The sequence below is a fragment of the Streptomyces sp. RG80 genome, assembly GCF_040446465.1.
In the GTDB taxonomy this organism is placed as follows: domain Bacteria; phylum Actinomycetota; class Actinomycetes; order Streptomycetales; family Streptomycetaceae; genus Streptomyces.
Window position 1 is genome coordinate 75,694 of record NZ_JBEAAJ010000008.1, and the last position, 14,019, is coordinate 89,712.

At 68.5% G+C, this 14,019-nt stretch carries 15 protein-coding genes; 11 read left to right on the forward strand and 4 right to left on the reverse strand.

Annotation, left to right across the window (positions count from 1 at the left end):
• Nucleotides 1-129 precede the first annotated feature (129 nt).
• Both ABKA17_RS27185 and ABKA17_RS27190 read left to right on the forward strand, forming a co-directional pair.
• Complete coding sequence (locus ABKA17_RS27185) at nt 130-1,008, forward strand: GntR family transcriptional regulator (RefSeq protein ID WP_353694880.1); 879 nt, start codon at nt 130-132, stop codon at nt 1,006-1,008.
• Entirely contained in the window at nt 957-1,745 is a 789-nt protein-coding gene (locus ABKA17_RS27190; protein WP_502994395.1) for an HAD family hydrolase, read from the forward strand. Before ABKA17_RS27185 ends, ABKA17_RS27190 begins: the two co-directional genes overlap by 52 nt.
• Here ABKA17_RS27190 and ABKA17_RS27195 read toward each other — a convergent pair.
• Nucleotides 1,736-1,951: a hypothetical protein gene (locus tag ABKA17_RS27195; protein ID WP_353694882.1), complete on the reverse strand. Its 216-nt coding sequence runs from the start codon at nt 1,949-1,951 to the stop codon at nt 1,736-1,738. The genes ABKA17_RS27190 and ABKA17_RS27195 overlap by 10 nt on opposite strands.
• A 192-nt stretch (nt 1,952-2,143) precedes the next feature.
• Here ABKA17_RS27195 and ABKA17_RS27200 point away from each other — a divergent pair, with 192 nt between their 5' ends.
• From ABKA17_RS27200 to ABKA17_RS27220, 5 genes are all read left to right on the forward strand, one after another.
• Complete coding sequence (locus ABKA17_RS27200) at nt 2,144-3,043, forward strand: GntR family transcriptional regulator (RefSeq protein ID WP_353694883.1); 900 nt, start codon at nt 2,144-2,146, stop codon at nt 3,041-3,043.
• 246 nt (nt 3,044-3,289) lie between these two features.
• A complete protein-coding gene (locus tag ABKA17_RS27205; protein WP_502994396.1) occupies nt 3,290-5,443 on the forward strand; it encodes a phosphotransferase family protein in 2,154 nt (717 codons plus the stop codon).
• Nucleotides 5,444-5,586: 143 nt separating this feature from the next.
• Entirely contained in the window at nt 5,587-6,405 is an 819-nt protein-coding gene (locus tag ABKA17_RS27210) for a hypothetical protein (RefSeq protein ID WP_353694884.1), read from the forward strand.
• Between the two features lie 21 nt (nt 6,406-6,426).
• Complete coding sequence (locus ABKA17_RS27215; RefSeq protein ID WP_353694885.1) at nt 6,427-7,056, forward strand: TetR/AcrR family transcriptional regulator; 630 nt, start codon at nt 6,427-6,429, stop codon at nt 7,054-7,056.
• 41 nt (nt 7,057-7,097) lie between these two features.
• A complete protein-coding gene (locus ABKA17_RS27220; protein WP_353694886.1) occupies nt 7,098-9,125 on the forward strand; it encodes a HelD family protein in 2,028 nt (675 codons plus the stop codon).
• Here ABKA17_RS27220 and ABKA17_RS27225 read toward each other — a convergent pair.
• Nucleotides 9,122-9,961 (reverse strand): nitroreductase/quinone reductase family protein, encoded by an 840-nt coding sequence (locus ABKA17_RS27225; protein WP_353694887.1) that lies wholly within the window; start codon nt 9,959-9,961, stop codon nt 9,122-9,124. The genes ABKA17_RS27220 and ABKA17_RS27225 overlap by 4 nt on opposite strands.
• Before the next feature lie 225 nt (nt 9,962-10,186).
• Here ABKA17_RS27225 and ABKA17_RS27230 point away from each other — a divergent pair, with 225 nt between their 5' ends.
• Complete coding sequence (locus tag ABKA17_RS27230; protein WP_353694888.1) at nt 10,187-10,681, forward strand: HAD domain-containing protein; 495 nt, start codon at nt 10,187-10,189, stop codon at nt 10,679-10,681.
• 45 nt (nt 10,682-10,726) lie between these two features.
• Here the strand turns inward: ABKA17_RS27230 and ABKA17_RS27235 are convergent, their stop codons facing one another.
• Nucleotides 10,727-11,323 carry a DinB family protein gene (locus tag ABKA17_RS27235; RefSeq protein WP_353694889.1) on the reverse strand — a complete coding sequence of 199 codons (597 nt, stop codon included), beginning with the start codon at nt 11,321-11,323 and terminating at the stop codon, nt 10,727-10,729.
• A gap of 5 nt (nt 11,324-11,328) precedes the next feature.
• Entirely contained in the window at nt 11,329-12,009 is a 681-nt protein-coding gene (locus ABKA17_RS27240) for a hypothetical protein (RefSeq protein WP_353695347.1), read from the reverse strand.
• A 226-nt stretch (nt 12,010-12,235) separates the two neighbouring features.
• Here ABKA17_RS27240 and ABKA17_RS27245 point away from each other — a divergent pair, with 226 nt between their 5' ends.
• The 3 genes from ABKA17_RS27245 to ABKA17_RS27255 all read left to right on the forward strand — a co-directional run bounded on the left by ABKA17_RS27245 (nt 12,236) and on the right by ABKA17_RS27255 (nt 13,995).
• Entirely contained in the window at nt 12,236-12,826 is a 591-nt protein-coding gene (locus ABKA17_RS27245; protein ID WP_353694890.1) for a helix-turn-helix domain-containing protein, read from the forward strand.
• A 68-nt stretch (nt 12,827-12,894) separates the two neighbouring features.
• Nucleotides 12,895-13,554, forward strand: coding sequence for a hypothetical protein (locus ABKA17_RS27250; RefSeq protein WP_353694891.1), 660 nt, complete (start codon nt 12,895-12,897; stop codon nt 13,552-13,554).
• Between the two features lie 135 nt (nt 13,555-13,689).
• A complete protein-coding gene (locus ABKA17_RS27255; RefSeq protein WP_502994397.1) occupies nt 13,690-13,995 on the forward strand; it encodes a DUF2516 family protein in 306 nt (101 codons plus the stop codon).
• Nucleotides 13,996-14,019 lie beyond the last annotated feature (24 nt).

Genomic DNA, 14,019 nt, shown 5'->3' on the forward strand with positions numbered 1-14,019 from the left:
GACAAGGAGGCAAAACTTCCGCCAACTTGGCGAAGTTGGCAACCATCTCAGTATTAGATGTCCCCACTTGGTACCTAGTCCGAAACAACTCTCAAGCAACTCCCCAAAGATGGAGAGGAGTTGTAGCGTTTGGTCGTGACCCAGGAGAACGTGGCAGTGAACGGCAGCAGAAGGCTCTCGCCCCAGGAGATCGCCGACATCCTGCGGGAACGCATCCGCGTCGGTGACCTCAAGGCGGGCGACCGCCTGCCCACCCAGGCCGAGTTGGCAGAGGAGTTCGGCGTCGAACGCGGCGCCGTCCGCCAGGCCCTGCGCGCCCTCCAGGAGGACGGGCTGCTCAGCAATGTGAGCAAGGGGAGCCCGCCGCGGATTGCTGAGCCGGCGCCCTCGCGGGGGGAGCCGCAGCCCACGATGGTCGGCCTGGCCCCCCGCCTCTCGGACGCCTTCGCGGCCCCCCACGTCCAGCTCGACGCGGCCTGTCTGACCGCCGAGAGCCTCATGCTGGCGGTGGGCGAGTCCGTCCGCCTGATCCACGAGGGCCGGATACGCCCCGAGAAGATCGACGTACGCGTCCTGCTGCCCTCCCGCGACATCAACCTCGCCTTCCCGGTCCCCGTCGAGGGCCGCGGCGACGACGACTCGGTCCACCAGCGCTGGCTCCAGATGCGCAACGCGCAGGCGCAGGTGCTCCGCCACAACCTCCAGGCGATCCGCTCCACCCACGGCATCGACGTCCAGGTCACCTTCCGCGCGCTGCCCTTCACCCCGCCGGTGAAGCTGTACCTCCTCAACGGCGAGGAAGCCCTCATCGGCTACTACGTCCTGACCGAGCGGGCCGAGGAGTACGAGAGCCAGACACTGGAGATGTACGACGCGCTCGGCTCCCAGTCCCTGCTCTTCTCCTTCGTGAAGGCGGCGGGCCAGCGGGACGCGGCGTTCGTGGAGGAATCCCAGAAGTGGTTCGACGCCCTCTGGGAAACAATCACCACGGACCTGACACTCTCCTAGTGACTGATACGACGCAGACTGAACCGGTGACAGCTGAGACAGAGAACATACGGGAAGTGATCACGCGGGCCCGCTTCGTGCTCTTCGACTTCGACGGCCCGATCTGCCGGCTGTTCGCGGGGCATTCGGCGGAGGGCGTGGCGAAGGACCTGGTGGAGTGGCTCGCACGGCAGGGCCTGAGAGGGCTGCTGACCGAGGAGGAGCGCGAACACCCCGACCCGATGGCCGTCCTGTACGCGGTTCACCGACGGCATCCGCGCAGCGATCTGGTGACCGAGCTGGAGGAACGGCTCACCCAGCAGGAACTCAAGGCGGTGGACTCCGCCATGCCCACCGCGTTCGCGGACCCGGTCATCCGCACCTGGAGCGCGGTCGGTGCCCGACTGGCCATCGCCACCAACAACTCGGCGCGTACGGCGCTCGGTTACCTGGAGCAGCGTGGCCTCACCGAGTGCTTCACGCCGAACGTCTACGGTCGTACGGAGGTGCTGGAACACCTCAAGCCGGACCCGCACTGCCTCAACCGCGCCCTCAACGCCATGGGCGCCGCCCCCTCCGCCGCCCTCATGATCGGCGACGCCCCCTCCGACCTCTTCGCGGCCCAACGGGCCGGAGTGCCGTTCCTGGGCTACGCGCGTAATGCGGCCAAGGAGAAGTGGCTCAGGGAGGCGGGGGCCAGGGATGTGGTGGTGGGGTCGCTGGAGCCGGTGCTGCGGGTGCTGCGGGGTCAGGCCTGAAGGCACAGGGCAAGCAGGGTGACCAACAGGAAGGCCGCCCACCAACCCGGGCTGGTCTGCATGGTGTGCCGGATGTGCTTCAGCAGGATGCGTATGACTATCGGAGCCAGTGACAGCAGGAGCAGGCCGATCAGACCGACTCGCGTCTGCACCAGCTGGCCGATCACGAATTGAACGGCCACCCCCACCAGTTGGAAGAAGATCATGAGCCCCACCCCGTCCACTTCAGTGAATCGATCAACTACCAATCCAATTGGACTGCTTGTCTTGAGTGGGGTGTGCCCGTCCTGCTAGATCCCTTAACTGTCTGGCCCTTCCCGGATATGTCAACAAGCCAATCAGGCAGCTAATTGACTGGAAGTGGTTTGTCCGGGTCCGGTGCGCGGTACGGTCGCGGTGTGAGCGAAGAGCGTGGCGACGGTGGGGGCACGGAGTTCGAGCGTGTCCTGGAGGAGCTGCGCACCCGCATCGCCGACGGCACGTACGCGGTAGGTTCCCAACTGCCTGTGCAACGCGAGCTCGCAGAAGAGCTGAACGTGTCGCGCGACACCGTGCAGCGCGTCATACGTGAGATGAACAGCGAGGGGTGGATCAAGTCCCGGCAGGGCAGCGGGACGCGCGTCGTGAAGAGCCCGGCGCATGCGGAACCGCCCCCCAAGGAGGCGGCGCCTCGAGTGCGTGCGGCTCTGGGCACGTTCATCGCGCGAGCGTTTGCACAACCAGTCGTGCAACTGGATGTCTCGACCTTGACCTCTGAGACGCTGGATGCGCACATCCGGCTTCAGGTCGAGCGGATCCGGCTCGGCGAGATCCGCCCTGAGAGCGTCAAGCTACGCATGCTGCTGCCCTCGGAGACCATGGAGCATCCGTACCCCCGTGCCAAGCAGGGCGAAGAGCCGCGGCAGGAACCAGGCCAACCGGACCGGTTGCAGCAGCGGCTGCATGCCATTACGCGTCGGCACACGGCCTCGGTGCGTATCGCGTTGCTCGATCTGAAGAGCGAAGGCCTCGTCCCGGAGGTCGACGTGGAGATCCAGCACGTGCCGGTGACACCGACGTTCAAGCTCTACCTGCGCCCGGGTGTCGAGGCCCTGTTCGGGCCCTACGCGGTGGTGGAGCGCACCATTTTGTTGGACGACCTGACCGAGGTCGAGGCCCTGGACGTCCTAGGCTGGGGGGCGCCCCTGACTCGCCACGTCAACGACGAGGGCGATCCGGACGCCCCGGGATCCGTGTTCATGACGAGCATGCAGGTCTGGTTCGACTCTTACTGGAACCTCTTGGCCGAAGGACTGTGAAGTCCGCCTGCATTCCACTGAACCTCGAACGGCGTGCCGCTGACGGGTGGTATCTCTCTCATGTCGGTATCGAATGCGGGCATCCGCTCATCCGTATGTGAGGACGAGCACTAGTGTGTGCTCACTTCTCTCGCGGCGCATGAACATCGCAGGCGACGCACAGCCATTCAGGAGTGCCCCTTGGGCGTTTCGCCATTTCCGCTCCACGCTCTGCCAGGAGCGGCGGACACCGAGTACGCCAAGTTCGTGCGCTATGCGCGGACTCTGGGGTCCTTCGGGCGCGGCCACCACAACCTGAACTACATGGTGCGGCCTCTGACCGGCTACGCCGACCTCGTCGGTGTAGAGATTGGTCAGCCAGTCACTGTGCGGCTTCCGATCCCGGCGGCGCTCCCCGTGGTCATCAGGACATGGCAGGACGAGGCCGCGATTCTCAACAGCATCCGCCGCTTTCTCCCGCAGGTGCCGCAATGCCTGGTCAAGCGTGACGGCATGACCATCCTCAGCTATGTGGAGGGTGTGCCGCTCTCCAGCATCTGCCCGAACGGCAAGCGTGTCGATCGTGATCTGGTCTCCGCCCTCGCGGGGCTGTTCGCGGACATGGCGCAGGTGCCCAGGCAGTATCTGCCGCCGTTGCCGCTGTCCTGGCCGCGTTCCAGCAAGAACAGCAAGGCCTATCTGCGTACGCTGGCCGCCGCGGCCGAGGAGCAGATCCGGCGGCGCAACTGGGGAAAGTTCGGCGGGCTGTTCGCGATGCTCGGCATCCCGGAGGATGCCATGACGCAGTTCGCCGAGCGGGTACCGACGTTGATCAGAAGGCCGTTCAGCCTCCTCCACACGGATCTCCACCGGGACAACGTCATCGTCTCCTATCACGGTGACCCGCCCCTGATCTGTGTCGACTGGGAACTGGCCTCCTACGGTGATCCGTTGCACGACCTCGCCACCCATCTGATCCGGATGCAGTACCCGGCCGATCAGTGGCAGGAGGTGATCAACGCGTGGAGCCAGGCCATGGGCCGACGGAACGGTAATGCCGTCGAGGGCATCGATCGGGATCTCGACCACTACCTCGCCTTCGAGCGTGCCCAGTCCGTCTACCCGGACGTGATGCGTGCCGCGACGTCTCTCGGCTCCTCCGGCCAGCAGCGGGACCTGGATGCCGCGACACACGCGGTGCATTTGGCCCTGATGGTGGCCGAGGAACCGTTGCGGCTGAAGAAGGTGCCGGACAGGAGCGAGATCGAGCGCACACTCTTCCGGTGGAACGAGTCCCATGGCGTGAAGACGGGCCTGGAGAGGACGGTCGTCCCGGTCACATGGAAGCGCGATCGCCGGGTCCCGCCGCATCCGGACTTCCCTGAAGAGGCAGTCAGCCAGGCGCTGTTCCAGGAGGGTGCTGCCTCCGCGGACCGGGTCTTCAAGGGAACGGCCCATCTCAATACGGCGGTCGAGGTCCCTGGAGTGCCGTTTCAGGTGATGGTCCGCCGGAAGGTGGGGGCGGCGAACTCGCGGGAGCGGCGCTTTCTCAATGAGCATGCCGTCCTGATGGCGATCGAGCGGTCGAAGGTGGCCGTACACGCCCCTCGGGTGCTGGCCCTGGGCACCAGCGGTCTGGACGAACCGTTCACCATTCATTCCTACGTGGGAACGGGGGTCGGGTCTCCAGATCACCCCGAGAACGGGTTGCGGCCGCAGGAGGCCGACGATCTCGTGGACCAGCTCTACGCGCTGACGCAGGTCGACTGCTCGGAACTCGACGCAATAGAAGGGCAGGATTTCTACTGGGAGCTTCAGTACGAGCTGGTCCGCATGGTCAACGAACTCCCCAAGGCGACGTCGGAGGTCGCGCGCGAACTGGGCCTTCCGAGCTCCTACCGGCTGATGGAGATCCTCGGACGCCACAACGTGGTCCCACGTCGGCCGGCACTGCTGCACGGTGACCTCAACCCGTGGAATCTGGTCCGACGGGAGGAGGGTGGGCTCACGCTCATCGACTGGGAGATGGCGATGATCGGTGACCCGTTGTATGACTTGGTCCGCCATATGCATCTCACCCCCACGCGTCCCGAGATCCGGGAGCGGATGTTCAGTCGGTGGTACATCTCGCTGCCGGATGAGTACACCAAGGGCTGGTACCAGGACTGGCGCGTGTACCGGTGGATGGAGATCGTCCGCTCGGCCTACGTCGACCTGGACCGCCTGGTCACCGCGGACAGTCTGGATGCCCCCAACGTCCGCCGTGCGGTGGACGCGTACTCCAGGACTCTGGCCGACGCCACGGCTGCTCTTGGTCTCCCCGACCGGCCGAGGAGACCCGCGAACCCCTATCTTGCCCGCGCGTTCATGCGCCGGGACGATGGAGAGGCACAGACAGCTGGGGTGTCCGCGGACGTCTGACCTGCCGCCGGGCCCGTCGGTACGCACGGGGGAAGGGGCGATGGATGTCCGCTGGGGGGAGCAGGCCGGCTGACGGTGGCGTGGGCGAGCATCTCAGGCGTCTTCAGTCCCGCTATGAACCGGTGTTCATACGCATCCTGCTGATGGCGATTTTCGTCACGGGCCTGACCGCCCAGTTCGTGACACCGTTGGGAGACGCCCTGGAGGACAAGGCGTTCCTGGGCGGAGCGCTGCTCAGCCTGGTCGGGTACGTCCTGTACGACACGGTCAAGGACCTGGCCACGACACTCCGACGGCCACCCCGTGTCCAGGTCGAGTCGCGGGAACTGGGCACCTTCGTCACCGAGGCGTTCCGTTCCCGGGAAGTGGAGATCAGCTTTCTCGGCTACACCGGAGAGACGCTCTGCAACGAACTCTTCCACCGTCTGGAAGGCCTCCTCGAAGACCCCGGCCCGACCCGGCATGTGTCCGTCAGGGTGCTGATACCCGACTTCGGAGAGCAGATGACCGTTCCGTCGCGTGTGGGCGAGGACGGTGTGCCGGTGGACTCCCCCGACTTCCGCAGGCGCTTGGAAGAGAAGTGCCAGGAGTACGACGAGACCCTCGCGGGCATCGAGGAGCGCCTCAACGCGCTGGGAAGGGTGAGCGCGGAGTGCGAGTACCGCGTCTATCCCGGCATCCCCAGGGAGAAGGTCTGCATCTTTAACCGGGAACAGGTGCTCCACGGCCTCTACAACGTGTCGGCCCGCAGCATGCTGCGCAGCAACGGACCGGAGTTCTATGACCCCAAGGGCTATCGCACCGACCTCAGCGTCTGGGCGCGGGGTTCCGGCGACGAAGCCCGGGCCATCGTCGCCACCTGGAGCAAGCACCTCGACGACCTGTGGCACCTCTCACTGCAACCGAGCTGGCGACGCGAGCCAACACCCGCACCGACACCCGCACCGACGCCCACGCCATGACCACCCCCGTACCCTCACCCCATGAACGAGATCGGCCTACGGGAGCGCAAAAAGCGGCGGATGTACGAGACCGTCTCCGAGATCGCGATCCGTCTCTTCCTGGAGAAGGGCTACGACGCGGTGTCGGTAGCCGAGATCGCCGCCGCTGCCGAGATCTCCAAGCCGACGCTCTTCCGGTACTTCCCGGCGAAGGAGGACCTGGTCCTGCACCGCATCGCCGATCACGAGGACGAGGCGGCGCGGGTCGTACGGGAAGCTCCGGACGTTGCGCCGCTCGTGTCCCTGCGGCGGGACTTCATCGAGGGGATCGAGCGGGGGGACCCCATCACCGGGCTCAGTGATCACCCCGCCGTGCTCGCCTTCTACGACCTGCTCTACGGCACCCCCGCCCTGGTAGCCCGGATGTACGCCCATCTCGAGCGTTCCGAGCAGGCGCTCGCCGAGGTGCTCGGGGGTGATCTGGACGCGCGGCTCGCTGCCGGGCAGATCATCGCGGTGCGGCGGGTGCTCGCTCAGGAGAACTGGCGGCGGGTGACCGGTGGGGAGGACATGGACGTCGTACGGGTGGATGCGGTGGCCGCCGCCGGGCGGGCCTTCGATCTGCTGGAGGCCGGGCTGCCGAGGCTGGCCCACGTGGCCGAGTCTGGGTAAAAAATTTAACTCGGTTACGTTATTTCGGTACCCTCGACCACATGACGTCACCCGACCCTGCCCTCCACCACACCCTCCGCCTCGAACGCGCCCACCACGACACCTGCCGCGCAGCCCTCGCCGCCATGGTCGACGGGGCCCAGGAGCAGGTCGTCGTCGGTGAGGACGTCTCCGCGTCCGGGGCCGATGCCGAAGTTCTCGGGTACCGGTTGCGGAGTCGGGCCAAGGAGATGCGGGAGTTGCCCGAAGGGCCGTTGTTCTTCGGGCGGTTGGACTCGGCCGTGGACGGTCAGACGCTGCACATCGGGCGGTTGCGGATCAGTGAGCACCCCGCAGTGCCGCCGCTCGTCGTGGACTGGCGTGCCCCCGTCTCCCGCGCCTTCTACCAGGCGAGCGCCCGCGACCCGCAGGGCGTCGCCGTGCGGCGGCGGTTCGGGTGGGCGCCGGGGAGCAAGGGGGACTCCGCCGATCTCACCGGGCTGGAGGACGAGCGCCTCACGGAGGGCGAGGACCGGGTCGGCGACATCGTGCTGCGGGAGATCGAACGGCCCCGCGTCGGGCCCATGCGGGACATCGCCGCGACCATCCAGCCCGAGCAGGACGATCTCGTACGAGGTGACCTGCGCGTCTCCCTGTGTGTGCAGGGCGCCCCGGGCACCGGCAAGACCGCCGTCGGGCTGCACCGGGCCGCCTATCTGCTCTACACCCATCCGCAGCGCATCCGCCGCGGCGGCATGCTGATCCTCGGTCCCAACCGCACCTTCCTGACGTACATCTCCCAGGTGCTGCCCGCGCTGGGTGAGACCGGCGTGCGGCAGTCCACCCTTCAGGACGAGATCGCCCGGTATCCGGTCACCGGGGTCGATGACGAGGTCACCGCCGCCGTCAAGCACGATCCGCGGATGGCCGAGGTGCTGCGGCGGGCGCTGTACGCGCGGGTGTCCGGCGACGGGGTCGAGGCGCTCGCGGTTCCGGACGGGTCGTACCGGTGGCGGGCGCCGGCCGGTGAGCTGGAGCGGATCGTGGCGGGGGTGCGGGCCGAGGAGCCGCCCTACGGCGTCGGGCGGGAACGGGTCCGGGCGCGGGTCGTGGCGTACATCCGCGCGCAGGCCGAGCGGCGGGAGGGGCCGGTGCCGAACTCCTGGGTGCGCAGGATCGAGCGGGCGCGGGCGATCAGCGCGTACGTCGATGCCGTATGGCCGCGGGTGCGGCCCGAGGAGGTCGTCGCCGAACTCCTCATGGAACCCGGGGTGTTGGAGCGGGCCGCGGACGGGCTGCTGGACGCCGGGGAACGGAAGGCGCTGCTGTGGGCGAGGCCGCCGCGGTCGTGGAAGTCGGCGCGCTGGTCGGCCGCCGACCTCGTGCTGCTCGACGAGGTCGGCGGGCTGATCGAGCATCCCGAGGGGTACGGCCATGTCGTCGTCGACGAGGCGCAGGACCTCTCCCCGATGGAGTGCCGGGTCATCGCCCGACGGGCCGCCTTCGGCTCGCTGACCGTGCTGGGCGACCTGGCGCAGGGCACCACACCCTGGGCCGCGCGGACCTGGGCCGCCCAGCTGGCGCACCTCGGCCGGGCCGACGCCGCCGTCGTGCCGCTGACCACGGGGTTCCGGGTGCCCGAGGCCGTCGTAGGACTCGCCAACCGGCTGCTGGAGCGGCTGGACGTGGACGTACCGGCCGCGCGATCCCTGCGCCGGGACGGGGAGTTGCGGATCAGGGACGTCAGGGATGTCGGGGGCGATCTGCTTGACGCTGTCGTGGCGGCCGTGCGTGACGCTCTCGGCCGGGAGGGATCCGTCGGTGTGATCGCCGCCGACGCTGATCTGCCCCGGGTGCGGGCGGCCCTCGGCGCCGCCGGACTGGACGCGGCCGGCCCCGACGACCTCGCGGCCCGGGTGACCCTCGTTCCGGCGACGCTGGTCAAGGGGCTCGAGTACGACCATGTCGTCGCCGTCGAACCCGCGGCGATCGCCGAGGCGGAGGAACGAGGGCTGCACCGGCTGTACGTGGTGCTCACGCGGGCGGTGTCGGGGCTTGAGGTGGTGCACGGGCGCGCGTTGCCGTTCTAACTGTCCAGCAGAGGCATCAACTGGTCCTCCTCGTACGCCAGATGTGCCTCCAGCTCGGCCGCGATCCGCTCCACCTCCGCCCGTGCCTCGCCGGGTTCGCCCGCCGTCCACACCGTCTGCTTCAGCTCGTCCACCAGCTCCGCGATCCGCTTGTGCTCCTCGCTCAGGCGTGCCAGCGCGGGGGCCGCTTCGGGGTGCCGGTCGGCGAGGAGCGGGAACAGGCCGGTGTCCTCGCCGGTGTGGTGGTTGTGGAGGCCCTGGCAGAAGGTGAGGCAGTTGACGCGGAGTTGGGCGCCCAGGGTCGGGCCGGTGTTCTTCGTCATCTCGTCCCGGAGCAGGGCGAGTTCGTGGCGGAAGTTGTCGTGGACCAGCCTGATCGCCTCGCCCATGGAACCGGCCCGGATGTTCGGCGGCCCCGGTGCCGCGCTCTCGTACAGGGCGACCACGGGGAGCGTCCTGTCCCCGGCCTTCTCCTGGTACTCCGCCCAACCCCCGTCCGCCTCCACGGCCCGGGCGAACGACCGGTCGCGCTCCTCGCCCTCCAGTACGACGGCACGCGCCTCGTAGGTGAACGCGCCGCTCTCCACCGTCACTTGGGGGTTCGCGAGGACGTTGCGGTACCAGTCCGGGTGTCTGGGGGAGCCGCCCGCCGAGGCGATGACCAGGACACGGTCGCCGCCGTCGGGGAGGTAGCCGAGGGGAGTGGTGTGCCGGGTGCCGGTGCGGGCGCCCGTGGTGGTGAGCAGGAGCAGCCGGGCACCCTCGAACCAGCCGCCGACGCGACCGTTGTTGGCACGGAACTCGTCGATGACCTGTTGGTCGAAGTCGTTGGGCATTCTCTTCTTTCTCTTCGTCGCGTACGTCGGTGAGGGCGAAGGCGAAGAGAAGACGGCGGACCCCTGGCCCGCACAGGCCTCACTCGGAGGCCGGGCACCCAACCGTCGCGCGGCGCGTGTCCGCAAACCCGGCAGTCATGCCAGGGACGCTAACCCTGTGGCGTCGGGGGCGCCACCGAATATCGACGCGTGCGGCGCGCACGATCCGGTGCATGCTGGCTGCCGATGATTCTCTTTCTCGACATCGACGGGACGATCCTGCCGTTCGGATCCTCGCGGCCGTATCCGGAGTACGCGGGCCCGGTGGCCGCCGGCCATCCCCTGCTGAGCCGGGTCGATCCCGGACTGGGCGCTCGGCTCACCGCGCTCGCCTGTGAACTCGTCTGGGCCACGACCTGGTCGACGGAGGACGCCAACGACCTCCTCGCCCCCTGGCTCGGCCTGCCCCCGCTGGCGGCCGTGGACTGGCCGGACCCGGCCGACGAGGAGGACGGCCCGGACGGTCCGGGTAGCCCGGGTGGCCTGCACTGGAAGAGTCGCCCCCTCGTCGACCGAGCCGCCGGACGGCCCTTCGTCTGGATCGACGACGAGATCGGTGCCGCCGACCGGACGTGGGTGGCGGCCCATCACCCCGGTCCGGCCCTGCTCCATCGCGTCGATCACCGGTACGGGCTCACCGACGCGGACTTCGACGTCGTAGGGGAGTGGTTGCGGCGGTAGAGGTGGAGCGGCGCCAAGTGACCGGCCTGCTCCGGGTACTCGGTGTCAGGAGGACTTCTCCTCCGCCTCCCGTGCCGCGCGTTCCAGTCGGGCGCGGTAGGCCTCCCACCAGGCGGGGTCGTGCGAGGCCATGCTGTCGTTGCCGTCGTTCATGCCGACGGCGCCGTCCATGAGTTCCCGCAGGATGTCGGCGTGGCCGGCGTGCCGGTGGGTGTCGGCGATGACCCGGACCAGCGCGTGATGCAGCGTCACCTCGTCCTTGCCGTCCGGCCACCACGGCACGTGGCCGAGCGTGTCCAGGGGCAGCGCGTCGAGCGTCGCGTCCGAGTGCGCCCAGGCACGTCGGTACAGGCCCACGATGTCCTCGCGGGACTCGTCGGCGGTGGCCCACATGTCGCCGTTGGGCTCGGCATCGGCGTCCAGCCAGGGGAGCGGCTGCCCGGAGGGGCGCCCGAAGGTGTCGCCGAGGTAGCCCAACTCCACGCCGGCCGCGTGCTTCACCAGCCCCAGGAGGTTGGTGCCGGTCGGGGTCAGCGGGCGCCGGACGTCGTACTCCGAGAGCCCTTCGAGCTTCCAGAGGAGGGCCTCGCGGGCGGAGCGGAGGTAGAAGCGCAGGACGTCTTTGGGATCGGTTTCTGCCATGAAAGTCAGTCTGTGGGCTGGGCGAGCTGTGGGTAGCCGATCTCGGTGATGTCCTTTGTCAGGGCGTCCATCGTGATCTGGGGGTTCAGGGCCGCGACCACCTCGGCCGTCAGAGGACGCAGTGCGAGCACGTGTTGAACGGCCGCGAGGGGCACCGGGATCTCGTAGTAGTCCTCGGCGAAGTGCTGGAACGCCTCCGCAGACCGGTCGGTCAGAAGCCGGAACACGTACTCGGAGCCGTCCGGATCGCTGTCGCCGTCGGCAGGGAACTCGATCGACCCCGCCTTCCAGGCTCCGTCACCCACCTCCCGCCAGGCGCAGGCGGTGACGGCGGGTATACCTTCCTCGTCTGCGAACGCGGGCTCTTCGACGCAGGAACGGAAGACTTCCGGGACGTCGTCCAGCACGCCGGGCCAGGGCCCGTCATGGGCATAGGGACTCATCTGTGATTCGTGGGCGAAACCACGGATGTACGCACCGGCGGCCGAGAAGACGATGGAGTACTCGTCGCCCGATCCGTTGCGCATCGAGGCCATCTCTTCCCCGGCGGACCAGTGGGCGTCGAAGGAGTAGTACCGATCGGCCCAGTCCGGGCTGAGTATCGCCTCCAGCATCGCCATCGAGCGACAGTGATCGCGAAGCGCGGGAATCTCGGGCAGTCGCCGGGCGACATCGTGGATGGTCACATCCGCATCCAACACCAGGGGTCTGACAGCCAGGACGAGGCCGCCGGAGTGCCCACCCGTCGCAGAGACCGGAGCGCCTACCCATCGCAGAGACCGGACTGCCGACCCATCGCAGAGAGGCGACAGCGGAGGCGCCTTCTCGAGCCTCGCTCCCGCCGACGTGGCGTGGAGCACTTTTGCAAGCGCCTGCTTGCAAAAGTTAGCAAGGGTGCGGCACAGTGGGGGCATGGCATCGCTCAACGTCGGCAATCTCGGTGAGTACCTGCGCGAGCAGCGGCGAAACGCCCAGCTCTCGCTCAGGCAGCTCGCCGACGCCGCCGGGGTGTCCAATCCGTATCTGAGCCAGATCGAGCGCGGGCTGCGCAAGCCGAGCGCGGAGGTGCTCCAGCAGGTCGCCAAGGCGCTGCGGATCTCCGCCGAGACGCTGTACGTCCGTGCCGGGATCCTCGACGCCGAGCGCGACCGGGACGAGGTGGAGACGCGCGCCGTCATCATCGCCGACCCCACGCTCAACGAGCGGCAGAAGCAGGTGCTGCTCCAGATCTACGAGTCCTTCCGCAAGGAGAACGGGTTCGGGATCGACACCGTGGAGAGCAGATCCGAGGATGCGGCGGCCTCCGGGACGCAGACACCCGCGGCCGAGGTACCGACAGACGTACCGGCAGACCTGCCGGTCGAGGACGCCCAGGCCGGCGCCGCCGAGCGCCGTGCCCGCAAGAAGAGCACGGCACCCCGCAAGGCGCCCCGCAAGGGCCCTCGTACGACATCCCGCACGACCGACGGCAGCGACGCCGACCCGCAGCAGACAGCCGGTTGAGACACCCGGCCGGTTGACCGCGGGACCCAAAAACCCTCAAGCGAAAGCGACCCGGGAGGACCATCACCATGGCCATCACCGACGACATCCGCAAGGCCGTCACCGACCCCACCCCCCTCTACTTCCTCGCCGGCGCCGGTGACCTGGCCCTCCAGGAGGCCAAGAAGGTGCCCGGCATCGTCGAGCAGCTGCGCGCCGAGGCACCGGCCCGGATCGACGCGGTGCGCGGCACCGACCCCAAGGCCGTGCAGGAGAAGGCCGCCGCTCGTGCCAAGGAGGCCGGTGCCAAGGCCAAGGAGGCGCAGGAGTCCCTCCAGGCCAGGGTCGGCGAGTTCATCGCGACCCTGGACGGCGACTTCAAGAAGCTCGGCTCGACCATCGACGCCGACCTGAAGAAGTTCGGCGAGAGCGCCCAGGACTTCGCCCTGCGCGGCGTCGGCGTCGCCGCCGAGTACGCCGTGAAGGCCCGCGAGACGTACGAGAAGGTCGCCGAGCACGGCGAGCAGACCGTGCGGACCTGGCGTGGCGAGGCCGCCGAGGAGATCGAGGAGCTGGCCATCGCCGTGGAGCCGAACGCGGAGCCCGTCGAGGTCAAGGACGAGCCGAAGCCCGCCGAGGCCAAGCCGGCCGCGGCTGCTCCCGCCCCCGCGGCGGCGAAGAAGGCCACCCCGCGCAAGGCTCCGGCGAAGAAGACCACCGCCAAGAAGACGACGCCGCCCGCCAAGTAAGCGACCGCGACGGCACTTCTGCGACGGGCTGGGCACCCCTGGGGTGCCTGGCCCGTTCTACGGGTACGGTGACCGCGTAACGACGAGCCGAGTCAGGTGGTGGACGTTGTGCTGATGCAGGGCTTTCAGGGGTTTATGGGGATTCTCTTCCTCGCGATGCTGGGGTTCGCGGTGGTGGCCTTCGTGATGGCCGCCCTGTTCCGTGAGGACGCGTACCGAGCCGCCAGCAAGCAGAACAAGGGTTTCTGGCTGATCATCCTCGGCGTCGCGGTGGCGGTGAACCTGCTGGTGCCGATGCTCTTCCTGCAGCTCGCGGGCCTGGTCGCCTCGATCGTCTTCTTCGTCGACGTACGCCCGGCCCTGCGCCAGGTGTCCGGTGGCCGCGGCCGCGGTGGCAGCAGCAGCGACGGCCCGTACGGCCCGTACAACGGCGGCCGGTAGCCCGCGCCTGCGCGGGGGCGGCCG